Source organism: Glycomyces harbinensis, from assembly GCF_900101745.1.
Lineage (GTDB): Bacteria > Actinomycetota > Actinomycetes > Mycobacteriales > Micromonosporaceae > Glycomyces > Glycomyces harbinensis.
In genome coordinates this window covers 15,323-41,616 of record NZ_FNAD01000029.1, presented here as the reverse complement: position 1 = coordinate 41,616, position 26,294 = coordinate 15,323, and the positions used below count along the sequence as shown (strand labels likewise).

The 26,294-nt window shown below is 68.5% G+C and carries 28 protein-coding genes and 1 tRNA gene; 19 read left to right on the top strand and 10 right to left on the bottom strand.

The annotated features are described in order from the left end of the window. Positions 1-207 precede the first annotated feature (207 nt). Positions 208-1,200 (top strand): DNA polymerase III subunit delta, encoded by a 993-nt coding sequence (gene holA, locus BLQ63_RS27350; protein WP_091040713.1) that lies wholly within the window; start codon positions 208-210, stop codon positions 1,198-1,200. Continuing rightward, positions 1,193-1,444 carry a hypothetical protein gene (locus tag BLQ63_RS27345; RefSeq protein ID WP_091040712.1) on the top strand — a complete coding sequence of 84 codons (252 nt, stop codon included), beginning with the start codon at positions 1,193-1,195 and terminating at the stop codon, positions 1,442-1,444. Before holA ends, BLQ63_RS27345 begins: the two co-directional genes overlap by 8 nt. A gap of 79 nt (positions 1,445-1,523) precedes the next feature. On the opposite strand, the gene rpsT is transcribed toward BLQ63_RS27345, so the two are convergent. Next, on the bottom strand, positions 1,524-1,796 hold the full coding sequence (gene rpsT, locus BLQ63_RS27340; protein WP_091040711.1) for a 30S ribosomal protein S20: 273 nt from the start codon (positions 1,794-1,796) through the stop codon (positions 1,524-1,526). Between the two features lie 240 nt (positions 1,797-2,036). Beyond that, positions 2,037-2,636 (bottom strand): TetR/AcrR family transcriptional regulator, encoded by a 600-nt coding sequence (locus BLQ63_RS27335; RefSeq protein ID WP_091040710.1) that lies wholly within the window; start codon positions 2,634-2,636, stop codon positions 2,037-2,039. 88 nt (positions 2,637-2,724) lie between these two features. Here BLQ63_RS27335 and BLQ63_RS27330 point away from each other — a divergent pair, with 88 nt between their 5' ends. Both BLQ63_RS27330 and lepA read left to right on the top strand, forming a co-directional pair. Beyond that, positions 2,725-3,756, top strand: coding sequence for a hypothetical protein (locus BLQ63_RS27330; RefSeq protein WP_091040709.1), 1,032 nt, complete (start codon positions 2,725-2,727; stop codon positions 3,754-3,756). A 438-nt stretch (positions 3,757-4,194) separates the two neighbouring features. After that, complete coding sequence (gene lepA / locus BLQ63_RS27325) at positions 4,195-6,027, top strand: translation elongation factor 4 (RefSeq protein ID WP_091040708.1); 1,833 nt, start codon at positions 4,195-4,197, stop codon at positions 6,025-6,027. Positions 6,028-6,082: 55 nt separating this feature from the next. Here lepA and BLQ63_RS27320 read toward each other — a convergent pair whose 3' ends face one another. The 4 genes from BLQ63_RS27320 to BLQ63_RS27305 form a co-directional block, all read right to left on the bottom strand. Continuing rightward, positions 6,083-6,790, bottom strand: coding sequence for a hypothetical protein (locus BLQ63_RS27320; RefSeq protein ID WP_091040707.1), 708 nt, complete (start codon positions 6,788-6,790; stop codon positions 6,083-6,085). A 232-nt stretch (positions 6,791-7,022) separates the two neighbouring features. Then, on the bottom strand, positions 7,023-8,681 hold the full coding sequence (locus tag BLQ63_RS27315) for an alkaline phosphatase D family protein (protein WP_091040706.1): 1,659 nt from the start codon (positions 8,679-8,681) through the stop codon (positions 7,023-7,025). 136 nt (positions 8,682-8,817) lie between these two features. After that, positions 8,818-9,639 carry a hypothetical protein gene (locus tag BLQ63_RS27310; protein ID WP_091040705.1) on the bottom strand — a complete coding sequence of 274 codons (822 nt, stop codon included), beginning with the start codon at positions 9,637-9,639 and terminating at the stop codon, positions 8,818-8,820. Further along, positions 9,596-10,480, bottom strand: coding sequence for an enoyl-CoA hydratase-related protein (locus BLQ63_RS27305; RefSeq protein WP_091040704.1), 885 nt, complete (start codon positions 10,478-10,480; stop codon positions 9,596-9,598). The genes BLQ63_RS27310 and BLQ63_RS27305 overlap by 44 nt, the downstream gene beginning before the upstream one ends. A gap of 18 nt (positions 10,481-10,498) precedes the next feature. On the opposite strand from BLQ63_RS27305, the gene hemW reads away from it, so the two are divergent. From hemW to BLQ63_RS27240, 13 genes are all read left to right on the top strand, one after another. Continuing rightward, positions 10,499-11,701 carry a radical SAM family heme chaperone HemW gene (hemW, locus tag BLQ63_RS27300; protein ID WP_091040703.1) on the top strand — a complete coding sequence of 401 codons (1,203 nt, stop codon included), beginning with the start codon at positions 10,499-10,501 and terminating at the stop codon, positions 11,699-11,701. Between the two features lie 154 nt (positions 11,702-11,855). Next, a complete protein-coding gene (locus tag BLQ63_RS27295) occupies positions 11,856-12,989 on the top strand; it encodes a CapA family protein (RefSeq protein ID WP_143015127.1) in 1,134 nt (377 codons plus the stop codon). A gap of 120 nt (positions 12,990-13,109) precedes the next feature. Beyond that, positions 13,110-14,126, top strand: a complete 1,017-nt coding sequence (gene hrcA / locus BLQ63_RS27290) for a heat-inducible transcriptional repressor HrcA (RefSeq protein WP_091040715.1) — start codon at positions 13,110-13,112, stop codon at positions 14,124-14,126. A gap of 15 nt (positions 14,127-14,141) precedes the next feature. Then, positions 14,142-15,275 carry a molecular chaperone DnaJ gene (dnaJ, locus tag BLQ63_RS27285; protein ID WP_091040701.1) on the top strand — a complete coding sequence of 378 codons (1,134 nt, stop codon included), beginning with the start codon at positions 14,142-14,144 and terminating at the stop codon, positions 15,273-15,275. 65 nt (positions 15,276-15,340) lie between these two features. Next, a complete protein-coding gene (locus BLQ63_RS28715; protein ID WP_091040700.1) occupies positions 15,341-15,832 on the top strand; it encodes a hypothetical protein in 492 nt (163 codons plus the stop codon). Between the two features lie 13 nt (positions 15,833-15,845). Beyond that, positions 15,846-16,571: a 16S rRNA (uracil(1498)-N(3))-methyltransferase gene (locus tag BLQ63_RS27275; RefSeq protein ID WP_091040699.1), complete on the top strand. Its 726-nt coding sequence runs from the start codon at positions 15,846-15,848 to the stop codon at positions 16,569-16,571. A 28-nt stretch (positions 16,572-16,599) separates the two neighbouring features. After that, on the top strand, positions 16,600-16,953 hold the full coding sequence (locus BLQ63_RS27270; RefSeq protein ID WP_091040698.1) for a histidine triad nucleotide-binding protein: 354 nt from the start codon (positions 16,600-16,602) through the stop codon (positions 16,951-16,953). A 140-nt stretch (positions 16,954-17,093) separates the two neighbouring features. After that, positions 17,094-18,137, top strand: coding sequence for a PhoH family protein (locus tag BLQ63_RS27265; RefSeq protein ID WP_091040697.1), 1,044 nt, complete (start codon positions 17,094-17,096; stop codon positions 18,135-18,137). Next, positions 18,115-18,588 carry an rRNA maturation RNase YbeY gene (gene ybeY, locus BLQ63_RS27260; protein ID WP_091040696.1) on the top strand — a complete coding sequence of 158 codons (474 nt, stop codon included), beginning with the start codon at positions 18,115-18,117 and terminating at the stop codon, positions 18,586-18,588. The genes BLQ63_RS27265 and ybeY overlap by 23 nt, the downstream gene beginning before the upstream one ends. A gap of 7 nt (positions 18,589-18,595) precedes the next feature. Further along, positions 18,596-19,906: a hemolysin family protein gene (locus BLQ63_RS27255; protein ID WP_091040695.1), complete on the top strand. Its 1,311-nt coding sequence runs from the start codon at positions 18,596-18,598 to the stop codon at positions 19,904-19,906. Between the two features lies 1 nt (position 19,907). After that, positions 19,908-20,231 carry a cytidine deaminase gene (locus BLQ63_RS27250; protein WP_091040714.1) on the top strand — a complete coding sequence of 108 codons (324 nt, stop codon included), beginning with the start codon at positions 19,908-19,910 and terminating at the stop codon, positions 20,229-20,231. After that, entirely contained in the window at positions 20,224-21,147 is a 924-nt protein-coding gene (era, locus tag BLQ63_RS27245; protein WP_091040694.1) for a GTPase Era, read from the top strand. Before BLQ63_RS27250 ends, era begins: the two co-directional genes overlap by 8 nt. 115 nt (positions 21,148-21,262) lie before the next feature. Next, positions 21,263-21,336 (top strand) — tRNA-Met (locus tag BLQ63_RS27240). A 204-nt stretch (positions 21,337-21,540) separates the two neighbouring features. On the opposite strand, the gene BLQ63_RS27235 is transcribed toward BLQ63_RS27240, so the two are convergent. The 4 genes from BLQ63_RS27235 to BLQ63_RS27225 all read right to left on the bottom strand — a co-directional run bounded on the left by BLQ63_RS27235 (position 21,541) and on the right by BLQ63_RS27225 (position 24,329). Beyond that, on the bottom strand, positions 21,541-22,848 hold the full coding sequence (locus BLQ63_RS27235; protein ID WP_091040693.1) for a restriction endonuclease: 1,308 nt from the start codon (positions 22,846-22,848) through the stop codon (positions 21,541-21,543). A 220-nt stretch (positions 22,849-23,068) separates the two neighbouring features. After that, positions 23,069-23,647, bottom strand: coding sequence for a hypothetical protein (locus BLQ63_RS27230; protein ID WP_091040692.1), 579 nt, complete (start codon positions 23,645-23,647; stop codon positions 23,069-23,071). A 38-nt stretch (positions 23,648-23,685) separates the two neighbouring features. Then, positions 23,686-23,859 carry a hypothetical protein gene (locus BLQ63_RS28710; protein WP_177155131.1) on the bottom strand — a complete coding sequence of 58 codons (174 nt, stop codon included), beginning with the start codon at positions 23,857-23,859 and terminating at the stop codon, positions 23,686-23,688. A gap of 8 nt (positions 23,860-23,867) precedes the next feature. After that, complete coding sequence (locus BLQ63_RS27225) at positions 23,868-24,329, bottom strand: hypothetical protein (RefSeq protein ID WP_091040691.1); 462 nt, start codon at positions 24,327-24,329, stop codon at positions 23,868-23,870. Positions 24,330-24,750: 421 nt separating this feature from the next. Here BLQ63_RS27225 and BLQ63_RS27220 point away from each other — a divergent pair, with 421 nt between their 5' ends. Further along, positions 24,751-25,836 (top strand): DNA cytosine methyltransferase, encoded by a 1,086-nt coding sequence (locus BLQ63_RS27220; protein ID WP_091040690.1) that lies wholly within the window; start codon positions 24,751-24,753, stop codon positions 25,834-25,836. 11 nt (positions 25,837-25,847) lie between these two features. Next, entirely contained in the window at positions 25,848-26,279 is a 432-nt protein-coding gene (locus tag BLQ63_RS27215) for a very short patch repair endonuclease (RefSeq protein WP_091040689.1), read from the top strand. The last annotated feature ends 15 nt before the right edge of the window (positions 26,280-26,294 follow it).

The window sequence follows — 26,294 nt, the reverse complement described above, 5'->3', positions numbered from 1 at the left end:
GGGGAGAGAGAGAGAAGCTGCCGCTGCCGGGGTCGTTCGGGGACCCTCTGTGATGAGTCCTGATCACGGAGACGACACCGATTGGGTGATGGGGACGGGGACACGTCGTGCGGTGGAATCACGAACCGGCAGGAAACGGGGGTTGCGCGGAAGACGTCGGCCCAGTCGAAACCCCGGCCGTCCCCGGCGGCGTGGGAGGATGGTCCGGTGGCTGCACTCGAACCCATCCGCCTGATTCTGGGCGACGACGAATTCCTCGCCGAGCGCGCCGCCGCCGAGTACGTCAAGGCGGTGCGCGCCGACATGCCCGAGACCGATCCGGCGCCCGCCGTCAACCGCATCAGCGGCGGCGACCTCAACAGCGGCGCCTTCGCCGAGCTGACCAGTCCGACCCTGTTCGGCGGCGCGGTCGTCGGCGTCATCGAGTCGGGCCAGGACGTCGACAAGGACCTCGCCGCCGCCGTCATCGCCTACGCGAAGCGACCCGCCCCCGGCATCTACCTCGCCGTGTGCCACAACGGCGGCAACAAGGGCAAGGGCCTCTCCGAAGGCCTGAAGAAGATCGACGTGCCGGTCGTGCGGGTCTCGAAGATCAAGCGCCAGCCCGACCGGGTCGCGTTCGTGCGCGGCGAGCTGCGCGCCGCCGGCGCGTCCCCGCGCTCCGCCTCGGCCGAGATCGCCGACACCATCATCCAGGCCGTCGGCTCCGACCTGCGCGAACTCGCCTCAGCGTGCGCCCAGCTCGTGTCCGACACCGACGGGAACATCACCCACGAGAACGTCGCCCGCTACTACTCCGGCCGCGCCGAGGTCTCGGGCTTCGCCGTCGCCGACGCGACCATCTCGGGCGACACGGGCGAAGCGCTCGGGGCGCTGCGCTGGGCGATGCAGGTCGGCGTCGACCCCGTGCCGATCGCCGACGCGCTGGCGATGGCCGTGCGCAACCTCTCCCGGGTCGCCGCGGAGCGCGGCGGCGCGGCCCAGCTCGCCGGGCAGCTCGGCATGGCGCCCTGGCAGATCGAGAAGTCCCGCAAGCAGGCCCGGAACTGGACCGCCGACGCGCTGGCCGAGGCGATGCGGGTGTGCGCCAGGCTCAACGGCGAGGTCAAGGGCGGCGCGGACGACCGCGGCTGGGCCCTGGAGCACGCGATCCTGGAGATCACCCGGTTGAGCGCCGCAGGGAAGGGCAGCCGTGTCTGAGTACCGCCACGGACGAGTCGCCAGGCCCCGCAGGCCCTGGTACGCGCGGACGCTGCGCCTGAAGCACCTGTACCTGTCGAACCTGTGGTGCGTGGTGCTCTTCGAGGGCTCGATCGCGATCGCGGTGCTCATGGCGCTGACCGAGCTGGTGTCGTGGTGGGTCGTGCTCATCCTGCCGCTGGGGGTGGCCGCGATGGTCAAGCTCAACGACTTCATCGCCGGGTCCGTCGAACGCCACAACTGATCGTCCGGTCCCGAGGAACGCCGAAGGCCCGGGGCTCGGCCCCGGGCCTTCTGAAGCTTGTCGCTCTTCGCGCGCTCGCTCAGGCGGACGCGGAAAGCTTGTTGTAGGACGCGGCGAGCTTGGACTTGCGCTGCGCGGCCTGGTTCTTGTGGATGACACCCTTGGTGGCAGCCTTGTCCAGCTCACGGCTGGCGGCGCGCAGGTGGGTCTCGGCAGCGGCGACGTCGCCAGTGGCCGACGCCTCACGGAACTTCCGGACGGACGTCTTCAGCGACGACTTCACAGACTTGTTGCGGAGACGGCGCTTCTCGTTCGTCAGAATCCGCTTTTCCTTGGACTTAATGTTCGCCACGCGTGAAGCCTCAGTTTCGTGATTGCTTGGTTCCTTAATTGATCGCGACGGAGGCAGAAGGCACTCCGAGCGCCTGTCAACGTTACCAGGAGCCGAGCATCGCACACGCCCTGGGAGCATGACCGCAGACCAGATTACACCAGGTCGCGGGTACCGCCTTCGGCCCGGTGCCCGGCTGTATCCCGCGTTACCCGGCGCGTGTTCCCCCGGGTCGCGGGTACCGGCCGGGACATGGCCGGATCAGGTGGTGACGAGTGCGCCGTTGCCTTGCAGCGCAGGGATGTACACCTCGTCGACGATCGAGTGGATCGCCGCGTCGGGCAGGTCGCTTGTGATGAGGAACTCGTTGCGGGCCAGGTCGATCGGGACCCGCCGCAGGCGCTCGGTGAGCGCCTCGGGCCGCAGCTCGCCGCGTGTGACCGCGCGGTCGATCACCACGTCGGTGAGGGTGAGCAGGTGCTGGACCAGCCCCTTGACGAACAGGTCGCGGCCCTCGGGATCGTTGCTGATCTCGCTGAGCATGCCGAGGATGGCGCTCGACCCGATCAGCAGCATTCGCTTGCGCAGGTGTGTGAGCAATTCGATCGTGTCGTCGCGCAGCGACCCGGTGTCGCGGAGCGAGTCGGCCGTGGGCATCCGGTGCGCGGCGCAGGCGATCATCATCTCCAGGCGGTTCGGCCAGCGCCGGTACAGCACCGGCTTGCTCGTGCCGGCCCGCTTGGCGACCCCTTCCATGCTGAGCTTCGCGAACCCGCCCTCCTGGAACTCCAGCCAGACGGCCTCGAGAATCGCCTGTTCGAGCTCCTCGCCGCGGCGACGGGAAGTGACTTTGCGCTCCAACCGGGACCCCCTAGATACTCATCGTTTCTTATGTTAGCTTGAGCTTATCAAGATACGGTCCGTATCTTGCGGATGATTGGAAACCATCATGGAAGCCTCCGCCCCGGAGCACACCCCGATCGGCCGGGTGATCGGCGTCAGCGTCGGCCTCGCGGTCATCGTCGGCGTCATCACCCTCGCCTTCGCCTGGCCCTCGGCCGACATGGGCCCCAACGAGATCCCGATCGCCGTGGTCGGACCCGACGAGGTCGCCGAGCAGGTCCAGGGCCAGCTCGACGAGGCCCAGCCCGACGGCTTCGACGCCGCCGCCGCGGCCGACGCCGACGAGGCGGCGACCCTCATCGAGGAGCGCGAGGTCTACGCCGCGCTCGCCGTCGCCCCCGAGGGCGTGACGGTCTACACCGCTTCGGCCGCCTCGCCCACGGTCGCGCGCCTGATCACCGGCATCGCCGAGCAGGTCGCGGCCCAGATGGGCCAGGCCGCCGGGGAGCCCGGGAGCGTCCAGGTCACGGTCGAGGACCTCGTGGCGCTGCCGGCCGACGACCCGAACGGGGCCGGGCTGGCAGCTTCGGCGCTGCCGCTGGCCATGGGCGGGATCGTGGTCGCCGCGCTCATCGGGCTGACGATCCGCGGTACGGGACGCCAGGTCGTGGCGGCGGTGCTCGCGCCGCCCGCTGTCGGTGCGGCCGTCGCGGCGGTCCTGCTGTACGTGCTCGAGTCGCTCGACGGCGACTTCCTGCCGATCGCCGGTGCGCTGGCGCTGGCGATGGCGGCGAGTTCGTGGTCGATCCTCGGCCTGGTGAAGCTGCTGGGCCGCGCGGGTCTGGCGGTCGGTGCGGTGATCGTGATGCTCATCGGGAATCCGTTGTCGGGCATGACGAGCGCGCCGGAGATGCTGCCGGCGCCCTGGGGCGGGTTCGGGCAGTTCCTGACGCCGGGCGCGGGCGGGACGCTGCTGCGGTCGACCGCGTACTTCGACGGGAACGGGGCGGCGACGGCGGTGTGGGTGCTGGGCGCCTGGCTCGCGGCGGGTGCGGTGCTGTTCGTCCTGGGTGCGGTCCGCGCCAAGGTGAAGGGCGTCGGCGTCGAGGAGCGCGAGAAGGCCGAGGTCGCCGCGTAGCGGTGCGAGGGCCGGGGCCGCTTCGCCGGAAGGCGGGGCGGCCGTTTCGTGTGTGTGGGAGGCGGCGGGCACGGTGAGGTGGGAGTCGCCCGAATGGGGGAGTTTCGCGCCGCCCCGGCTTCGATAGTGCCTGGTGGGTACGACAGGTCACGGCTGGTGGGTGCGACAGGTCACGGTGAGGCGTTCGCGGGGCAGACCGACCCGGGGGGTCCGTCGAATGGGGGAGTTTCGCGCCGCCCCCGGTTTCCATGGTGCCCGGCGGGTGCGACGGTTTCGGGCGGAAGCCGTGCGGCTCGGCGGGCGCGGGTGTTCGGGGTGCTCGGGGGCCTGTGCTCCGGCTGTGGTGAGCGGGGCGCCTTTTCTCGCTGGCTGTGCGGGGTTCCTCAGGTCCGTAAGGCAGAATTGGCACGCCCACCCGTCCGATCAAGGAAGGTCAACGTGACCAACGCGCCAGGCTCGACCGCTCCGGAGACGATCCGGAACTTCTGCATCATCGCGCACATCGACCACGGTAAATCCACCTTGGCCGACCGCATGCTGCAGATCACGGAGGTCGTCGACGCCCGCCAGATGCGCGCCCAGTACCTCGACCGGATGGACATCGAGCGCGAACGCGGCATCACCGTCAAGTCGCAGGCCGTGCGCATGCCCTGGACCGCCCGCTCGGGCGAGCTCGAGGGCCAGGGCTTCGTCCTGAACATGATCGACACCCCCGGCCACGTCGACTTCACCTACGAGGTCTCGCGCTCCCTCGCCGCCTGCGAGGGCGCGATCCTCCTGGTCGACGCCGCGCAGGGCATCGAGGCGCAGACCCTCGCGAACCTCTACCTGGCGATGGCCAACGACCTCACGATCATCCCGGTGCTCAACAAGATCGACCTCCCCTCGGCCGACCCCGACCGGTACGCCGAGGAGATCGCGCACCTCATCGGCTGCGAACCCGAGGACGTCTACCGCGTCTCGGGCAAGACCGGTGCGGGCGTGTCGGAGCTGCTGGACGCGGTCGTGGAGCAGATCCCGGCGCCCGTCGGGGACGCGGACGCCCCGGCCCGCGCGATGATCTTCGACTCCGTCTACGACGTCTACCGCGGCGTCGTCACGTACATCCGGGTCATCGACGGCAAGCTCAACGCCCGCGACAAGATCCGCATGATGTCGACCAGGGCCGACCACGAGCTGTTGGAGATCGGCGTCATCAGCCCCGAGCCGGTGGTGTCCAAGGCGCTGAGCGTCGGCGAGGTCGGCTACCTCATCACCGGTGTGAAGGACGTGCGCCAGTCGAAGGTCGGCGACACCGTCACCCTCAACAAGAACCCCGCGACCGAGGCGCTGCCCGGCTACACGATCGCCAAGCCCATGGTGTTCTCCGGGCTCTACCCGATCGACGGCTCCGACTACGGGAACCTGCGCGAGGCGCTCGACAAGCTTCAGCTCAACGACGCCGCGCTCCAGTACGAGCCGGAGACCTCGGCGGCGCTCGGCTTCGGGTTCCGCGTCGGGTTCCTGGGCCTGCTGCACCTGGAGATCATCCAGGAGCGCCTGGAGCGCGAGTTCAACCTCGACCTGATCTCGACCGCGCCGAACGTGGTGTACCAGGTGGTCAAGGAGGACGGGGAGCACATCGAGGTCACGAACCCCTCGGAGTTCCCCGAAGGGAAGATCTACTCGATCACCGAGCCGGTCGTCAAGGCCACCATCCTGACGCCGAAGGAGTACATCGGGACGGTCATGGAGCTGTGCCAGACCAAGCGCGGCGTCCAGATCGGCATGGACTACCTGTCGACCGACCGGGTCGAGATCCGGTACACGATGCCGCTCGCGGAGATCGTCTTCGACTTCTTCGATCATCTCAAGTCGCGCACCAAGGGCTACGCGTCCCTCGACTACGACATCGACGGCACCCAGGAGTCCGACCTGGTGAAGGTCGACATCCTGCTCCAGGGCGAGCGCGTGGACGCGTTCGCGGCGATCGTGCACAAGGACCAGGCGTACTCCTACGGGGTGCGGTTGACCGAGCGGCTCAAGAAGCTCATCCCGCGCCAGCAGTTCGAGGTGCCGATCCAGGCCGCGATCGGGTCCCGGATCATCGCGCGCGAGAACATCCGCGCGCTGCGCAAGGACGTGCTCGCGAAGTGCTACGGCGGCGACATCTCCCGCAAGCGCAAGCTCCTCGAGAAGCAGAAGGAGGGCAAGAAGCGGATGAAGAACATCGGACGCGTCGAGGTCCCCCAGGAGGCGTTCATCGCCGCGCTGCGGACCGACGACGACTAGCGGCAATGCGAAAGGGGCGGAACCGGATCGGTTCCGCCCCTTCGTGTTGCAAGCGTTACATCTCGTTCGGGTACCCCGGCGGGATCTGCTGGCCCGCGGCCGGGGGCTGCTGGTAACCGCCGCCCGGGGGCTGCTGCTGCTGCTGAGGGCCGCCGGGCTGCTGCGGGTAGCCCCCGCCCGGGTGCTGCGGCGGGACCGGCGGCTTGGGCTGGTTCCCGGGCCGCGACTTCAGCCAGTGCTCGGTCTCGGGCTGGAGCAGCAGGTAGAACGCGGCGACGACGGCGCCGAGCTTCGCCAGCGCCAGCAGGGCGCTCAGCGCGGCGTACCAGCCGATGCTCCAGCCGCTCGCGAAACCGCCGAGCGAGAAGAACCCCAGGACGCCCAGGGTGATGTACAGGGGGAGGCGCGGGTCGTTGGCGCCGAAGGCGCCGAGCTTGTCCTTGATGACGAACCAGGCGATCGCGACCGCGGCGGCGCCGAGGATCAGGCCGAAGACGGCCGCCCCGGTGAAGAAGCCGGTGCCGTACCACCAGGGCGCGGTGGCCGAGGCGATGATCGCGAAGACGAGGTTCAACACGGTCGCGGCGGCGAACGCCCACATCAACTGCGTCAGTTGATTGATCTTCTTGGGGCGGCCCGGGTGCTCTTTGATGCCCCATTCGGTCGCGAAGTCGCCGGAGGGGTTCGGTTGCGGTCCGGGGACGCCGGGACCGGGTGCGCCGGGGTACTGATGGGGTTCGGGCGATTGCGGCGGATACGTCATAGTCGCTGCTCCGGGCAAGAGAAGGGTGTGCTTTCAAGGATCACTCTAGCCTTGTCGCGCCATCGGCGGGGATACGGAGTTTCCGTGCAATCCCATGCCTGATCTGGCATTCCGTGGCAATTCCGAGTGCGGTCCGAAAGGGTCCGAAGTGCAGGGGCGGAATGGAAGACGGGCCCGTTCCGCGCCGGAGTAGCGTCCGCGGATCGGGCCCGCCTTCGTCTTGCGGGAGAAGCTAGTTCAGGTGGTCGTCGGCGTTCTCGTCGGAGTCGGCGAACGGGTTCTCGTTGGTGGACATGGTCGAGGGGTCCACGGGGCGGTCGTACGTCTGGTGGAGGACGCGCTCGCGGTCGGCGATCGTGTAGGACCGCCGCGTGTACACGGGGGCGTCCTGCACCGTCACCTGCGGCACCACCCGGAAGTGCACGTCCATCTGGTCGGGGGTGATGACCGTCTCGACGTAGCCGCGCTGGGCGTTGCGGAACTTGATGTGCGGGTTGATCTTCAGCGCGGCGTTGTCCTCGGGCACCGAGTCCGCGCCGTTGCCGCCCGAGGTGATCGAGGTGGCCACGAGTTCCACGCCGACCGACGGGCCCTGCGCGTCGGGGAAGTCCGCGAGGATCTCGCCGGCCCAGTGCGTGTGCACGTCGCCGGTGAGCACCACCGGGTTGCGCACCTCCGCGTCGACCCAGCCGTCGATGATCCGCTGCCGCGAGGCCGCGTACCCGTCCCAGCCGTCCATGCTCGTGCGCAGGGGGCCGCCGGCGTCGGCGTCGCGCTGGGTGAAGAACACCTGCTGGCCCAGGACGTCCCAGCGCGCCCGCGAGTCGTGGAACCCGTCGATGAGCCATTCCTCCTGCGCCGCACCGGTGATGGTGCGCGACTCGTCCCACGCCTCGGCGCAGTCGGTCTGGGTGCCGTCCCCGCACGCCTGGTCGTCGCGGTACTGGCGCGTGTCCATCATGTGGAAGGTGGCCAGGCGCCCCCACTGGACGCGCCGGTACAGCTGCATGTCGATGCCCTGGGGCACCGAGGACTTGCGCAGCGGCATGTTCTCCCAGTACGCCTGGAACGCCGCGGCCCGGCGCGCCAGGAAGTCCTCGGGGTTGGGCGTGTCCGAGCCGGACTCGGGGACCTCGTCGGCCCAGTTGTTCTCCGTCTCGTGGTCGTCCCAGACGACCAGCCACGGGGCCGCCAGGTGCGCGGCCTGGAGGTCGGGGTCGGCCTTGTACTGGGCGTGGCGCTGGCGGTAGGTCGCGAGCGTGACGGTCTCGGGCCCTTCGTGGTCGCGCACGTTCCCGTCGGGGGAGTTGTACACCCCGGCCTTGTACTCGTACTGGTAGTCCCCGAGGTGCAGGATCAGGTCGGGGTTCGACTCGGCGAGGTGGCGGTAGGCGGTGAAGTAGCCGTGCTCGAACTGCGAGCAGGACGCGAAGGCCATGCGCAGCTCCGAGGGCATCGACCGGCGGGAGGGGGCGGTCACGGTGCGGCCCACCGGGGAGGTCCACTTGCCGGTCTTGAAGCGGTAGAAGTACTCCCGGCCCGGTTCGAGGCCGTCGACCTCGACGTGGACGCTGTAGCCGATCTCGGCGGCCGTCTCCTTCCACCCGGAGGCGACGCGGCGGCGGAACCGCTCGTCCTTCGCCACCTCCCATTTGACGTCGAAGGACCCGTTCGGCATGCCGCCCATGCCGTCCTCGGCGAGCGGGTCGAGGGCCAGGCGGGTCCACAGGACCACGCCGTCGGGCTCGGGGTCGCCGGAGGCGACGCTCAGGGTGAAGGGGTCGGCGGTGAGGGTGGGGTGGATCCGGGTCTCGGCCCAGGCCGCCGCGGGGACCGCCGTGGCGGCGGTGGCGGCGGAGGACGCGAGCAGGATACGGCGCGACAGGCGCATGTGGACCTCGCTTTGATGGGGGTTGTGCGGGTTTGACCCACACAGACCACCAAGCGAGCGTGGATGGTCCGGAACCGTCGGACGACGCTGCGGTGAACCGCCGCCTAACTCTGGTGCCGCTGTGACGCGGGAGTGCCTATTCCGGTGTCGCGAAGGTGACGACGATCTGGGAGGGCTCGTCGCTCACCTCGGTCGCTTCGCCTTCGGCCGCGACCCAGCCGTCCTCGCCGGGGGTCCAGACCATGCCGGCGTACGCGACGCTCGCGATCGAGTGGTCGTAGGCCCGCGCGACCGCCCACGCGGCCCGGTTCCATCCCGGCACCGCGTCGTAGGGGCCGATCACGACCGTCGAATCGTCCACACTGGTCGCTTCGATGCCCCACTGGTACGCGTACGCCTCGGCGAGGACCGCCGGGTCGGCCGCGACCTCGTCGGCGGCGCCGCTGACGCACATCAGGCCCGACTCCGCGCCGCCCGCGAACGCCGCGGCGATCGCCGTCGCCTCGTCCTCCCACTTCACGTACAGGTCGGGGTACGCGCTGATCTGGACGGCCTGGGCCGCCTCGGCGAGCGTCATGTCCTGCCAGCCGTCGGTGCGCCGCAGCTTCTCGTAGAACTTGAACGAGGAGTACACCGGGTCCATGAGCTCTTCCTCGGTGCCCCAGCCCATGCTCGGGCGCTGCTGAAACAGGCCCAGCGAGTCGTCGTGCCCGTAGTCGACGTTGATGAGCTCCGACTCCTGCATCGCGGTGGTGAACGCCACGGCCACGGCCCGCTCGTCCATGCCGTCGCGCTGTCCGACGGCCGCGATCGTCGCCGCGTTCGCGGCCTGCTCGGCCGACAGGTGGGTCCGGTCATCGCCCGAGCCGAAATAGCACCCGGTCGGGCTGGGGCGCAGCAGGTCCCCGGCGTCTTCAGTGCAGCCGGCCACGGCCGCGGCCAGGAACAGGGAGGTCAAAGCGGGGAGAAGACGCAAGCGGAACTCCGATCAGGTCGGTCGGGGCCGCTAAGCCTACCCAGGAGGGCGGCCGCTTCCCAAGGAACGAACGGACGCCTTCGCGGCCCTCCTCGGAGAAGAAGAACTCCGCCGTTCGGGCAGCCTCGGCCCGCAGCTGCCCGCGCAGTCCCGGTGTGGCCGTGAGCACCTTGATCCCCGCCTGCGCGGCAGGGCCGCCCATCTTGAGCCGGTGGACGAGGTCGTCCACGCACGCTTTGAAGAAGTTCTCCGGGGACGCGAACGTCAGCAGCCCCCACTCCTCGGCGTCCGCGCCGGTGAAGCAGTCGGCGAAGTCGATGACCAGGCCCCCGCCGACCAGGAACAGCTCGCGCGTGCGCGCCGGGCCGATCCGGCGCATCACCACCGGCGCGATCACCGCCGGCACCACGCCCAGCCGCACCTCGCTGAACGCGAACTCGGCCTCGCCCAGCCCGATCGCGAAATCGGCCGCCGCGATCAGACCCAGCCCGCCCCCGCGCGCCGCCCCCCGCGCGAGCACGATCACCGGTTTGGGCGCTTCGGCGATGTCCGCCAGCGCCTCCGCCAGGTGCGTCGCCGGGAGCTCGGCCGCGGTCTGCGCCGCCGCCGACTCCTTCAGGTCGGCCCCGGCGCAGAACACCGGCCCGGTGTGGTCGATCACGATCACGCGCACGTCCGGGTCGCCGACGGCACGGGCCAGGGCCCGGCGCAGTTCGGCGATCAGGTGCGTGGACAGGGCGTTGCGCCGCTCGGGGTCGTCGAGGGTAATGGTCGCCACGGCCTCGTGGGCCTCGTAGGCGATCGGTGCGTCGTTGCCGCTCATGCCAGTACCGTAGTCAGGGTGCCCACCAGTCCCGCAACCGCCGCCGTGAATTCGCCCACCTCGGCCATCGCCGCCGCCGCCGTCCAGCCACTGGAGGCCGGCTTCGGGTTCTACGTGCACGTCCCGTTCTGCGTCTCCCGCTGCGGCTACTGCGACTTCAACACCTACACGGCCGCCGAGCTGGGCGCCGGGGTCTCCCGCGACACCTATGCGGCGATCGTGCGCGCCGAGATCCGCAAGGCCGCCGCCGCGTTCGACGTGCGCCCCAAGGTCGACACCGTGTTCTTCGGCGGCGGCACGCCCACGCTGCTGGCGGCCGCCGACCTGGCGGCGATCCTGGCCGAGATCGACCGCGAGTTCGGACTCGCCGACGGCTACGAGGCCACCACCGAGGCCAACCCCGAGTCCGTGGACGCCGACTACCTCGCCGAACTCCACGACGGCGGCTTCACGCGCCTGTCGGTCGGCATGCAGTCCACCGCCTCCCACGTGCTGAAGGTCCTCGACCGCGAGCACTCCCCGGCGAAGGCCCTCGACGCCGTCGCCCACGCCCACCGGGCCGGTTTCGAGCACGTGAGCCTCGATCTGATCTACGGGACGCCCGGCGAGAGCGCGGCCGACTTCACCGACAGCCTCGCCTCGGCCGTCGACGCCGGCGTCGACCACGTCTCGGCGTACGCGCTCATCGTCGAGGAGGGGACCGCGCTGGCCCGCCGCATCCGCTCGGGCCAGGTGCCCCAGCCCTCCGACGACGTGGCCGCCGACCGCTACCTGGCGGCCGAGGCGGCCCTGTCGGCGGCCGGATTCTCCTGGTACGAGGTCTCGAACTGGGCCAAGACCCCGGAGGCGCGCTGCCGCCACAACCTCCTGTACTGGGAGGGCGGGCACTGGTGGGGCGCCGGGCCCGGCTCGCACTCGCACCTGCCGGGCGTGCGCTGGTGGAACCACAAGCACCCCTCGACGTACGCGGCCGCGCTGGCCGAGGGCATGCCGGTGGCCGGCCACGAGGTCCTCAGCGACGACGACCGGTATCTGGAGCGGGTGCTCCTGCTCACCAGGCTCGCGAGCGGCATGCCCGTGGACGCCTTGCGCCCGGCGGGAGCGGCCGCGGTGGAACGCGTTGTGGCCGACGGGCTCGGCGTCCTCGAAGGCGACCGGCTCAAGCTCACGCTCCGCGGTCGTCTCCTTGCGGACGCCGTGGTGAGAGACCTCACCGCCTGACGACGCCTGAGCGGGCGGCCCGTAGATTTGACTCCGTCATCGAGGTGCCCTCATGTTCGCGGGCGCCTCACGGCCGTACCGGTCCGCGCCCCAGCGGTCCCACCCCGCGGCCGCCCCGACCCCTCCCCGTCCCCCATACCGGAGCCCAGCACCCATGCACACGCCACTCCCCGCCGCGACGTCCCTGCGCCGCCGCGGACTGCTCGTCGCCTCCGTCGCGGGCCTCGCCGCGGCCGCCGCCTGCTCCGAGGAGGAGCCGCCCCCGGCCGATGACGGCGGCGAAGGCGCCGCCGAGGAGACCCCCTCCGAGTCGCCCTCGCCCGAGCCGCCCCGCGAGATCACCATCACGCACGTGGGCGACACCATGCCCGGCTCCGTCCCGAACCAGCTGCCCTCCGACGAGGGCGCGAGCTTCTTCGACGGCGTGCGCGACAATCTCGTCGGCGACCTGGTCATCGCCAACATGGAAGGCGCCCTGTCGACCCAGGAGTACGACAAGTGCGGCGGCTGCGACGCCTACTACTTCCGCCTGCCCGGCGAGTACGCCCAGGTCTTCGCCGACGCCGGCTTCCACGTCCTCAACCAGGCCAACAACCACGGCTGGGACGCCGGCCCCGACGGCGCCTCCGAGACCCAGGAGGCCATCCGAGCCGCCGGCATGGAGGTCACCGGCGTCAAGGACGAGGTCGCGTTCTTCGAGACCGAGAGCGGCCTCACCGTCGGCATCGTCGGCTTCGCGCCCTACAGCTTCTACACCGACAACCGCGACCTCGACGCCGTCGCCGCGCTCGTCTCCGCCGCCAAGGAGCAGGCCGACCTCGTGGTCGCCACCGCCCACGTCGGCGCCGAGGGCACCGACTACCGGCACGTCCCCGAGGGCAGCGAGGTCTACTACGGCGAGGACCGCGGCGACACCCGCGCCTTCGTCCACGCCTGCATCGACAACGGCGCCGACGTGTTCTTCGGCCACGGCCCCCACGTGCTGCGCGGCATCGAGCTCTACAACGGCAAGCTCATCGTCCACTCGCTGGGCAACTTCGGCGGCGGCCAGAACCTGTTCAGCACCGACGGGCCCCTCGGGCGCTCCGCGATCATGTCCGTCACGCTCCGCGAGGACGGCACCCTCGTCTCCGCGGGCGCCGTGGCCACGATCATGGACGGCGACGGCTATCCGCGCCTCGACGACGACAACGGCGCCTTCGACGACTTCAACGAGCTCGCCGAGGACTTCGGGGACGCGGGAGTGACCGTCGACGACGACGGCGCGCTCGTCCTCCCGGCAGCCTGACCGCACACGTAGACTGGCACTCCCGGGCCGGGAGTGCCAAACTTGAGTCCGGCCGACTGAGCTTAAGCTCGGTTCGCGGGTTTCACCGAGTGGTTTCGAGATCGAGGGGACGTGGCGGCGATGGACGATCGCAAGCTCGAAGTGCTGCGCGCCATCGTCGAGGACTACGTCTCGACCCAGGAGCCGGTCGGCTCGAAGGCGGTCGCGCAGCGCCACGCCCTCGGCGTGTCGGCCGCGACGGTCCGCAACGACATGGCCTACCTCGAGGAGGCCGGCTACATCCAGCAGCCGCACACCTCCGCCGGGCGCATCCCCACGCCGAAGGGCTACCGCCTCTTCGTCGACCGGCTCGGCAAGATCAAACCGCTCTCCACGGCCGAGCGCCGCGCGGTGCACCGCTTCCTCTCCGAGGCCATCGACCTCGACGACGTCGTCACCCGCACGGTGCGCCTGCTCGCGCAGCTCACCCACCAGGTCGCCGTCGTCCAGTACCCGAGCCTCAACCGCTCGTCGGTGCGCCACCTCGAGATAGTCGCCGTCACCCCGGCCCGGCTCATGATCGTCATGATCACCGACACCGGCCGGGTCGAGCAGCGCTACGTCGAGACGCCCGCCGAGCTCAGCGAGGACCACATCCTCGAACTGCGCCGGCTGGTCAACGAGCAGCTCCAGGGCAAGGCCCTGGCCGACGCCCCCCGCATCATCGCCGACCTCGCCTCCCTGGCGCGCCCGGAACTGCGCGACAGCGCCTCGGCGCTCGCCCGCGTCCTGTTGGAGACCGTGGTCTCCCGCACCGAGGAGCGCGTCGCCGTCGCCGGCGCCGCCAACCTCACCAGGCCGGGGAACTTCTTCTCCGGGTCGCTGCGGCCCATCCTCGAAGCGCTCGAAGAGGAGGTCGTGCTCATGCAGCTGCTGGGCCGCGCCGACTCCAACGCGCTCCTGACGGTCCGCATCGGCGACGAGAACGAGATCGACGACTTCCGCGAGACCACCGTGGTCACCGCCGGATACGGACCGGGTTCGGTGGTCGGCCACATGGGCGTCCTCGGGCCCACCCGCATGGACTACCCGGGCACCATCGCGGCCGTTCGCGCCGTGGCCCGGTACGTGTCCGAGATTTTGGAACAGAACCGCTGACAGGACAGAGCGCACGTGGCTAAGGACTACTACGGCATTCTCGGCGTCGACCGGAACGCCGCCGACGACGAGCTCAAGAAGGCGTACCGGAAGCTGGCACGCAAGTACCACCCGGACGTCAGCGACGAGCCCGACGCACAGGAGCGCCTCCAGGAGATCAACGCCGCCTTCGAGGTCCTCATGGACCCGCAGAAGCGCGCGATCGTCGACGCCGGAGGCGACCCGTTCTCCCGCACCGCGGGCGGCGCCGGAGGGGCGCCGTTCATGGGCTTCGAGGACATCATGGACGCCTTCTTCGGCGGCTCCATGGGCGGCTTCGGCCGCCGCGGCCCGCGCTCGCGCACCCGCCCGGGCAACGACGCGCTCCTGCGCCTGGACCTCGACCTCGAAGAGGTCGCCTTCGGCACCGAGTCGACCCTGACCGTGGACACCGCGATCCTGTGCGACTCGTGCAACGGCTCCTGCACCGAGGGGAACGCCGAACCGCAGGCCTGCACGACCTGCGGCGGCTCCGGCGAAGTCCAAGTCGTACAACGTACGATCCTCGGCCAGGTCCGCACCGCGCGCCCCTGCTCGGCCTGCTCGGGCTACGGCACGATCATCACCGACCCGTGCCGCAAGTGCGGCGGCGAAGGCCGCGTCCGCTCGCGCCGGCGCATCACCGTGAAGGTCCCCGCCGGCGTCGAGGACGGCATGCGCATCCGCCTCTCCGGCGAAGGCGAGGTCGGCCCCGGCGGCGGCCCCGCCGGCGACCTCTACGTCGAAGTCCACGAGAAGCCGCACGAGGTCTTCTCCCGCGAAGGCTCCGACCTGCGCTGCCGCGTCCGCGTCCCGATGACGCAGGCCGCCCTCGGCACCAAGCTGAACATCCACACCCTCGACGACCAGGTCGAAGTCGAACTCGCCCCCGGCACCCAGCCCGGCACCATCAAGAAGGTCCGCGGCCACGGCGTCCCCAAACTGCGCGGCGGCGGCACCCGGGGCGACCTCTTCGTCGAACTCGACGTGCGCACCCCCGTCAAGATCGACGCCGAACAAGAAGAGCTGCTGCGCAAGCTCGCGAGCCTGCGCGACGAGGAGATCAAAGAGGTCAAGGGCGGTTCCGGTTTTTTTAGCCGCATGAGGGACGCGTTCAACGGACACGCGTAGCCCGCGAGATCGCGGCGGTTCGCGAACTTTAGACCCGAATGCGAGTGCTGCTACACTCCCTTGCCGTGATCTCCTTCGACATCGACGCCGTCCTGCCGTCGCTCGCCTGCCTCGCGGTCCTGGCCGTCATCGGCCTCGTCCTGTACCGCCAGTACAAGCGCCGCGCCGCGCCGGCAGGACCGGCGGGAGTCCGACTCGACGCCCCCGCACCGCCCGGCGGCCCGCAGCCCGCCGAGCGCTGGTGGGCCGACTTCCCGCACCAGGACGACCCCTCGCGCTCCAAGGCCAGGCCCTGCCTGGTCCTCGGCTACTCCGGCAAGGGCTACTGGGTCCTCAAATGCACCACCCAGGCCCCCCGCGAAGCCGAATGGCGCGTCCCCGCCGGCGCCGGACGATGGAGCCCGCCCGCCGACAAGGACGGCTACGTCGACCTCGTGCCCTTCCACCTCCCGCGCCGCCTCCTCCAGCGCAGGCAGGGCCGCCTCGACAGCCCGGCCCTGTACCGCCAGATCACGAGCCGGCTCCGCTGGGACCGCGCCACCGACTTCATCGGCTGACTAAACTGCCCGGGTGAGCGATCCCGTATTCCTCGTCGACGCCCTCCCGGACGGCGACCACTGCACCCTCGACGGGCCCGAAGGCCACCACGCCGCCGACGTGCAGCGCCTCCAACCCGGCGAGACCCTCCAGCTCGCCGACGGCGCCGGCGCCATCGCCACCGCACGCGTCGAATCCGCCGAACGCGGCTCCCTGCGCCTGGCCGTCCTCGACCGGCGCACCCTCCCGGCCCCCGACCCGAGACTCACCGTCGTCCAGGCCCTGCCCAAAGGCGACCGCGGCGAACGCGCCGTCCAGATGCTCACCGAGATCGGCGTCGACGAAGTGATCCCCTGGGCCGCATCGCGGTCCATCGTCCAATGGAAGGGCCCGCGCGGCGACAAGGCCCGCGCCAAATGGACCGCCACCGCCCGCGAGGCCTCCAAGCAGGCCCGCCGCGCCCGCCTCGCCGACGTCGCCGAACTCCACACCACCAAGCAGCTCGTGCAGCGCCTGCGCACCGCCGCCCGCGTCCTCGTCCTCCACGAGGAGGCGACCCTCCCGCTCTCCCGAGCCGACCTCCCCGAGACCGGCGAGATCGCCCTCGTCATCGGCCCCGAAGGCTCCATCAGCCCCGACGAGCTCGCCGCACTGGGCGAATTCGGCGAACCGGTCCGCCTGGGCGACACCGTCCTGCGCACCTCCACCGCCGGACCCGCCGCACTCGCCGTGCTCCAGGCCCGACTCGGCCGCTGGTGACGAAGCTGTGCCTCTTAAGATCCACGGCATGAACGACGCCGACTGCATCTTCTGCAAGATCGCCGCGGGGCAGATCCCCTCCACCAAGATCGCCGAGACCGAACGGGTCCTCGCCTTCCGCGACCTCCACCCCAAGGCGCCCAGCCACGTGCTCGTGATCCCCAAGGACCACTACGCGAACGCCACCGAACTCGCCGCCTCCGACCCGGCGCTGGCCGGCGACGTGCTCGCGGCCGCGGCCGAGGTCGCCGTCGCCGAGGGCATCGCCGACTCGGGCTGGCGCCTCATCGCCAACTCCGGGCCCGACAGCGGTCAGGACGTCTTCCACGTGCACTTCCACGTGCTCGGCGGCAAACCGCTCGGGCCGATGGTCTCGGCCTGAAATCACACCCCAGGCGCGATTACTCGTTGTCCCTTGTCGCAGGAGGCAACTACCATTGAGAGACCGCAAGCAGCGCCTGCGCACGGCGCCGAAGCACGATCTGAGGAAGCAGGTGGCGAACAGCCCTACGGGCGAAGCCTATGACCGACCGCTCTGACAACGTCCAGAACCTCTCGACGATCACGTCCACGATCACCGTCGGCGACCAGAGCTCGCTCATGGCACTGCTGGGCCGCGCCGACGAGAACCTCCGCTTCATCGAACGCCAGTTCCCGGGCGTCGACCTCCACGTCCGCGGGGACACGATCACCCTCACCGGTATCAACGGCGCCCCGCGTGCCGCCGAACGACTCGTGAAGGAGCTGCTCGCCTTGATCGAGAACGGCGAGAACGTCGACACCGACATCATCCGGCGCACCGAGAACATGCTCAAGTCCGCTCCCGGCGAGCGCCCTGTCGACGTGTTCACGCAGGACATCCTCTCCAAGCGCGGCAAGGCGATCCGGCCCAAGACCATCGGCCAGAAGCGCTACGTCGAGGCGATCGACCAGAACACGATCATCTTCGGGATCGGCCCGGCCGGCACCGGCAAGACCTATCTCGCGATGGCCAAGGCCGTGCAGGCGCTCCAGTCCAAGGAGATCACCCGGATCATCCTGACCCGGCCCGCCGTCGAGGCCGGCGAGAAGCTGGGCTTCCTGCCCGGCACGCTCTTCGAGAAGATCGACCCGTACCTGCGCCCGCTCTACGACGCGCTCCACGACATGATCGACCCCGCCACCATCCCCAAGCTCATGGAGGCCGGCACGATCGAGGTCGCGCCCCTGGCATTCATGCGTGGTAGGACCCTTAATGACGCGTTCATCATCCTGGACGAGGCGCAGAACACCACGCCCGAGCAGATGAAGATGTTCCTCACGCGGCTGGGCTTCGGGTCCAAGATCGTCGTCACCGGCGACATCACCCAGGTCGACCTCCCCGGCCACGCCACCTCCGGGCTGCGCATCATCCGCGACATCCTCGACGGCATCGACGACGTGCACTTCGCCACCCTCTCGGCGGACGATGTCGTACGGCACCAGCTGGTCAGCGATATCGTGAACGCCTACGAGAAGTGGGACGCCAGACAGGGCGACCCGAAGAAGGGGCAACGAGGGAACCGTGGGCATCGAGATCATCAATGAGTCCGGGCGCGACGTCGAGGAATCCGGCCTGCGCGCCGTCTCGGACTTCGCCCTGCACGAGATGGGCGTCAACCCGCTCGCCGAACTCTCGATCCTCATCGTCGACATCGAGCACATGACCGAGCTCAACAAGCGCTGGATGGGCGGTACCGGGCCCACCGACGTCCTCTCGTTCCCGATGGACGACGCCATGCCCGGCCGCCCCGACTCCTCCGAGCCGGGCACGCCCATCCTCGGCGACCTCGTCCTCTCGCCCGAAGTCGCCGAGGCCCAGGCCAAGGAGGCGGGGCACTCCACCGACGACGAGCTGCACATGCTCACCGTCCACGGCGTGCTCCACATCCTCGGCTACGACCACGCCGAACCCGAGCAGGCCAAGGAGATGTTCGGCCTCCAGAACCGCCTGCTCGACGCCTGGCGCGCCAAACGCGTCGCCGCAAGCGGTGAGTGAGACCGCGATGGTGCCTTACACGCTCCTGGCGACGGCGGTCGCGCTGATCCTCGTCGCCGGGGGCGCCGCCATGGTCGACTCGGCCCTCACGGCCGTCTCGCCCGCCCGCGCCCACGAACTCGCCGAGCAGCGCCGGCGCAGCGCCGAATCGCTCGTCAAAGTGAGCGAGGACCTGCCTCGCCACCTCAACCTGCTCATCCTGCTGCGCCTCGCCTGCGAGGCCGCCGCCATCGCGATCGTCGCCGTCGTCGCCTTCGACACCTGGAACGACTCCTGGACGGCCGTCGGCATCTCCGCCGCCGTCATGACCGTCGTCTCCTTCGTCGTCGTCGGCGTCAACCCGCGCACGCTCGGACGCCAGCACGCCTATCCGATCGCGCTCGCCGTGGCCGGCTTCGTGGCCCTGCTCGGCACCGCGCTCGGCCCGCTCGCGAAGCTCCTGATTCTGGTCGGCAACGCCGTCACCCCCGGCAAGGGCTTCCGCGAGGGCCCGTTCGCGACCTCCGAGATCGAGATCCGCGAAATGGTCGACGCCGCCGAAGCCCAAGGGACCGTGGACCACGAGGAGCGCGACATGATCGCCTCCGTCTTCGCCCTCGGCGACACCGTCGCCCGCGAGGTGATGGTCCCGCGCACCGCCATGGTCTGGGTCCGCGCCGACACGCCCGCCGACGAGGCCAAGCAGGTCGCGCTCCGCTCGGGCTTCTCGCGCATCCCCGTGATCGGCGAGGACCTCGACGACCTGCGCGGCGTCGTCTACCTCAAGGACCTCGTGCGCCTGGACGACGGCGCCAACCCCGCCGCGGGCGACGTCATGCGCGCCGTCTCCTTCGTCCCCGACTCCAAGCCCGTCGACGACCTGCTGCGCGAGATGCAGACCGCCCGCATCCACATCGCCGCCGTCGTCGACGAGTACGGTGGCACGGCGGGGCTCATCACCATCGAGGACATCCTCGAGGAGATCGTCGGCGAGATCACCGACGAGTACGACCAGGAGCTGCCGCCCGTGGCCTGGCTCGACGACCGCACCGCCCGCGTCACCGCCCGGCTCTCCGTCGAAGACCTCGCCGAGGCCTTCGACGTCGACCTGCCCGAAGTCGACGTCGACACCGTCGCCGGGCTGCTCGCCGCCGAGCTCGGCAAGGTCCCGCTCGCCGGCGACCGGGCCCGGCTCGCCGGGCTCGAACTGACCGCCGAGGGCACCGTCGGGCGCCGCAACCGCATCGAGACCGTCCGCGTCGCGCGGCTGCCCGAAGCCGATGAGACCGTCCCCGAGGCGGCCACCGAGAACGATGAGAGGCACGAACTGAATGTCTGACCTGACCGACCTCGACGCCGAGGACGCGAAACTCGCCACGCTGGCCCGCGGGGCCGCTGGCCGCGTCCAGCAGGCCACCGGCGCGGCCGTCCGCGACGGCATCGGCCGCACCTACGCCTCGGCGGCGGTCGACCTCCCGTCGCTGCGCCTCACCGCCCTCCAGGCGGCGGTCGCCCAGGCGTACGCGGCCGGGGCCGACAAGATCGAGGCGGCCGTGGTCTTCGGCGCCGAGTCCGACGAGGACGGCCTCAAGGCCGCCCGGGAGATCAGTGCCGACCTGACCGCGTACGCGGTCCTTCGCAAAGAGGTGACCCGTCTTGTCTAGCAACGCCGGAAGCTCCGCTTCCAAAGACGCATTTCACGCGGGCTTCGCCTGCTTCGTAGGACGCCCCAACGCGGGCAAGTCCACGCTGACCAACGCGATCATGGGCCAGAAGATCGCCATCACGTCCAAGCGCCCGCAGACCACGCGCCACGTCGTCCGCGCGATCCTGCACCGCCCGGACTCCCAGCTCATCCTGGTCGACACGCCCGGCCTCCACCGCCCGCGCACGCTGCTGGGCGAGCGGCTGAACGAACTCGTCCGCCAGACCTGGTCCGAAGTGGACGTCATCGGACTGTGCCTGCCCGCCAACGAGAAGCCCGGCCCCGGCGACAAGTTCATCACCGGTGAGATCGCCAAACTGCACGCCAAGGTCGTCGCCGTGGTCACCAAGATCGACCTGGTCTCCAAGGACACCCTCGTGCGCCACCTGACGAACGTGGCCGCGCTGGGCGACTTCGCCGACATCGTGCCGGTCTCGGCCAAGACGGGCGAGAACCTCGAAGAGCTGGTCAAGGTCCTCTCGGACAAGCTGCCCGAATCGCCGCAGCTGTACCCGGACGGGATGATCACCGAAGAGCCCGAGCGGGTCATGATGGCCGAGCTCATCCGCGAGGCAGCCCTCGAAGGCGTCCGCGACGAGCTGCCGCACTCTCTCGCGGTCGTGATCGAGGACGTCGAGGACGAGGACTCCGACGGCGGTCCGCGCAAGAAGATCTGGGCCGAGATCTACGTCGAGCGCGACAGCCAGAAGGGCATCATCATCGGCAAGGGCGGCGAGCGCCTCAAGCGGGTGGGCACCAAGGCCCGCAAGGGCATCGCGCAGCTCATCGACAGCCGGGTGTACCTCGACCTGCACGTGCGGGTCGCCAAGGACTGGCAGCGGGACCCGAAGATGCTCGAACGCCTCGGGTTCTAGCGGGGCCTGGGGCCCGCGCCGTATGCGGGAAACGGCGCGGGAATGAGCGGTGACAGCGCTCACCGGACCCTCGCTGGCGGGCAGTTGCAGTGGCGTGTAAGCTTTGTACATACGGCGCGGGATAGAGCAGCTCGGTAGCTCGCCAGGCTCATAACCTGGAGGTCGGTGGTTCAAATCCGCCTCCCGCTACTACGAAGACCCTGGTCAACGACGAGTTGGCCAGGGTTTTTTCTTGTCTGGAAACGAGCTCGTCCGTCATTCGTCCGTGAGACAGGACATCCGAGGCCGACAGTACGCGACAGCCAATCAATCGCCTAAGTGACTTGGAACACATATAGATTCTTTGACCGGTTCTGTATGAATGTGCTGAGGTCCCACAGTGATTCTCCGAAGCTACTGCAGCAGAATTTCTTCTGGACGTCGGTTCGTTATCACGGTCGACCGACCATCGAGTATGTGCTCAATGCATGCTGTCAGGCTTCCGCCGTGGTCATCCCTTGCCATGCTGCGTAGCTCTTCGACCAGTTTCATTCCATTTACGAGACTGATCGGGTACTGGTCCTCCACTATTTCGGCTTGCGCAGGCTCAGAGTAGGCACCCGTGGTGACGTAGACGCCGACCCACCCGCGACGGAGCCGGGCGACCACCCGCGCGATCTGCTCCGCGGTGATGAGCGTGCTGGGTTTGATGCACTTCGCCTGCCCGAGAACGACAAGGCTCGTGCCAGCGAGTCCGTTGCCCCCGCCGAGATCGAGTCTTCCGACGAAATCAGCTCCGCCGTCACCGGAGCGGCGTGTCAGCCAGCCATCGACATATCGATTGCCGGCTCCTCGAAGCAGGCGAGCTGCCACTGTGGCGGCCAACGCCTCAAAGTCGTGTTTGCGGCCGTCAAAGTACTTGTAAACCATCTCCAGGTCAGTCTCCTCCCTGCTGCCCGGCGCTGGACGCTGGTCACGCACTTTGGTCACTTGCGCCCGGGCAATTCGGCGGCGAAGTCTGGGAAGAGCCGTGGACCCGTGTTTGACCCACTCACGCCATGCGCGCGGCGCCAGGTTGAGAGCTTGATCATGGGAAACTGTGCTTTCCCGCCGCGCTTCGATCCATTCCCAGTCGACCGTGTCGTTCTCCGAGGTCAGGTCGATGAGGGCCACGTCGTAGGCGTAGTTCACGAACGGCGTGTGCTCGCCCCCTCCCCATTGCATCAGCCGTTCGGCGCGCTCAACGATTCCGACTCCGCAGAACTCAACATGGCCCTTGGGCTTTCCGTTTTGCGAGACTGCGCGGAACAACAACAGAGGGATTGCTGCAGCCCGTTCTTCCGGAGTGTGTCCCTGATGGTCGGTAAAGGCGTCGAGCAGTGCGGCGTTGCCGGTGGTGGTGCCGGGTGGGATGTTCAAACCTGCTTTATGATCGCCGAAGTATCTGACGTGGCCGTTGTCCAAGTCGAATACATCATGCCAGGGGGTTTGCTCCGTGCCGGCCTTCCAAGGGCTGGAGCGGATGAAGATCGCCGGACGACGGGGCCCGTCGGAGGTCATGACCTTAGCCATCCCGTTGATGCCAGCTTCCAACAAGGCGCGCTTTTGACCTGGAGTGTGGGTGACATGGTGGAAATTCGGAAAGCCGTCCAGCAAGGGTGGCTTCGGGTCCTTGCCACCGGCATAGCGGTACACCTGCCCCACTTGTAGCTTGCCGCTCACGGCCGATTCCCTTCCTGGAGTTGCTTCTTCGAAGCTTCATCACCACTGTAACGGCGAGCGCCGACAACGTTGCTGTGCTGTGCTGAGGTCGAGGTCGATCGGTCGGGCGTACTGGTGATTGAACGGCGGACACCATCCACCGTGACGCGCTGAACTTGGGTGCGCCTACGTGAAGCTGTGCGAGCGTGGCCAGGCTTGCTTGCCGCTATGGATGTCATGGTCAGATTGGGCCGGTTCCCCGGCGACGCAAATCGATGATCGTCTTCAGAAGTTGTTGCAGGCCCTTCGGAATCTGATCGGTGCGCCACTGGCGATTTCCAGCTGGGATGACACGCGATCTGGGCGCGGATTCGAGTTCGCGCCATACAGCCTCGTGACCAGTACCGTCGACACAATGAGCCCAGCAGGCGAATGCCGTTGTGGCATTGGGATGCTCCTTCATGCGATGTTCGCCGGTGAGCAGTTTGGCGAGATCGAGCGAGATGTCGTTGTCGGCGGCGTCCACCATCCAGGTCTCGACTCGTAGGACTATGGCGATCAGGTTCGTGGGATCGGAGACTCCGAGGTCGTCGAGGGTTTCGTCTTGGGCGAACCTGGCCACTAGCCCGAGTGCGGTTCCGATCGGCTGGCCGCTCTGTTCGGCCGTCAACAGGAGCTTGGTCAGCGAGCCAAGGTCCATCATCGTGATGTCGTCGTCCTCGCGCCAGATGCCGAACAAGACTGGATCCGCCCCAGGTTCGTGGTCGGTCAGCGCTCCCCGAAGCAGCGCAGAGATGCCATCATGTTCGATTCCAGTCATCGGTGAATACAGCCTCAATCCAGTGCGCGGTTCAATTTCTACAGCAGGGCTTCACAATCCGCGACGCGTCGCCGGGCGAATTCCGGATCCTGTGGGTCACCCGGAATCGAGCCGGACTTGTAGTCATGGATCTCGAGCGCGACCATCTGGCGGAGGAGTTCGGCCTCATATCGGGTGACCTCGAAGGTAAACAGCGGCTCATCTGTGCTCACGTGTCCTCCTAGCTCGACTCAGACTGCGTCGTGGTGGGCTTGGCCGGCTCGACCTGCTCCCGAACAATCTCGCTACCGCTGACGAAGACCTTGAATTCGACGTCGCCCTTCTCGATGTAGACGGCTCGCTCGAAGCGACGCGGAGTGCCGTCAGGGGTGGAGCCGAAGTCATCCACGATCTTGCGCAGTTCGACCTCGATCGTCGAGTCCCGGTGGTCCTCCTCTAGAGGATTGGCCTCGACGGCGATACCGCGATGGCGATGCTTCCCGTTCTCATCGAGCACGGGACTCATCGCGATCCCGATCATGCCGTGCTCACCGACTTTGACGAAGTACCCATCCCCGATCCGCCCGTCGTCCTCCCAGGTGACCTTCTGGTACTCGCCAGCCCTGATCCGGACCTCGATCTCTGCTTCGGTGATGGCCGGTTTGAGGAGAATCGCCTCGAACACGTAGATGTCTTCGCTCATCGGCGCGGTTCTGGCGCCTCGGAACCCCTGATCACGGTCGTCCGGCCCCGCCAGCCGGGTGTCGTGGAGGCACGTCGGATTCACCGATGTACCAGCGCACCAGGTCTCGAATGATCTGGCCGCGAGTGAGCCCTTGAGCCGCGGCGAGCTCGCCGAGAGTCTCCCATTCCTCATCCCGGATGCGGCAGGTGCGTGCCGGGGTCTTGGGTTGGTTGGGCATGCCTTGAACCCTACCTATACGAGTGACGACCCGCTTTCGCCCACGGAGCATTAGGCTCACGACACGCCATGATCGCCGCCCTCGACGGGTGTAATACACCTCGGTTAGGATGTGATCATGCAGGGAGCCGTTCGAGAAGATCTTGTCACAGGTGGTTCGTATGATCGATCGCGTGTGATCGACCAAAGAGAGGCGGGACCGATGGCGAACGTGATCCGAACGATCGACCTCTTCGCTGGCGCGGGCGGGCTCAGCCACGGATTCGAGCTCGCTGGTCGAGGATACGAGCCGGTCTTCGCAGTCGAGATCGACGATGCGGCTGCCCGTACCTTCAAGCGGAACTTCGGTTGTGAGGTTTACACCGGCGATATCGAGATGGTGGAGGACTTCCGTGAGGGCGAAGTCATCATCGGTGGGCCCCCCTGTCAGGGCTTCTCACCTCTCGGGCGAAACCGCGACGACGAATCCCGTGCGCAGTTGAACGAACTATGGCAGCAGTACCTCAGAGCCGTCCACGAGGTGAAGCCGAAGGCGTTCGTGATCGAGAACGTGCCGGAGTTCCAACGTTCGGCTCAGTTCGCCGAGCTGTTGCATCTCATGGAGTCCGACCCCCTGTTGAAGGAATACTCCTTCGGCTACGGAGTGCTGCACGCCGCCGATTACGGTGTTCCGCAAAGCCGGCGTCGCGGCATCTTCATGGCGGTTCGGGGTGTCGACGAGGTTCCGTGGCCCCCACCTCCGACGCACGGACCGGAATCTCCGGGAGAACGGCCGTATGCCACCGTTCGAGACGTGATAGCAAACCTTCCGGCGAAGCCGAAAGCCGACGAGATCGGATGGGACGGTGAACGGCAGGATCTACATCTTCGCCGTAACCCGCGTCCTATGTCCCTTGAGCGCTACAAGGCGATTCCGGAAGGCGGCAACCGCTTCGATCTGGCCAGGAACCGGCCCGACCTTCTTCCCGACTGCTGGAGAAACAAGCCGACCGGCACGACCGACGTCATGGGCCGACTGTGGTGGGACCGCCCCTCGGTCACGATCCGGACCGAGTTCTACAAGCCGGAGAAGGGGCGCTATCTCCACCCGGTAGCCGATCGGCCCATCACGCACCGCGAGGCCGCACGTCTACAGTCCTTCCCCGACGAATTCGTTTTCGAGGGCAGCAAGATCGAAGTCGCCCGCCAGATCGGCAACGCGGTTCCGCCGCTGTTGGGCAAGGCGATCGCCGAACACGTTCACAGGGTCGCCTTCCCGGATCACGGTTCGAAGAACGGCGACGAGTAGGGCGTAGCAAGATGGCGGCTTCGACTTCGTGGGCCTCGAATGAGGGCGTGCGCCGAAGCATGCAGTCGAACAAAGGGCGCGACACGAAACCGGAGCTCCGCCTCCGACGGGAGGCTCACGCGCTCGGTCTGCGCTATCGGGTATCGATCCGTCCGTTGCCCGAAGTCAGACGTACCGCGGACATGGTGTTCACCAGGACCAGGATCGCGGTGTTCCTCGACGGATGCTTTTGGCACGGATGTCCCGAACACCACACCGCAGCCAAGACCAATATGGAGTACTGGGCCGAGAAGGTCCGACGGAACCGAGAACGCGACCAGGAGACCGACGAGGCGCTTCGTCAAGCCGGATGGACCGTGGTGCGCTTCTGGGAACATGAGGACCCGGTGTCCGCCGCTCGCCGTCTCGTCGAGATCGTCGAGGCGGAACGAACCAAGAGGTGACCGCGACGGCTCACC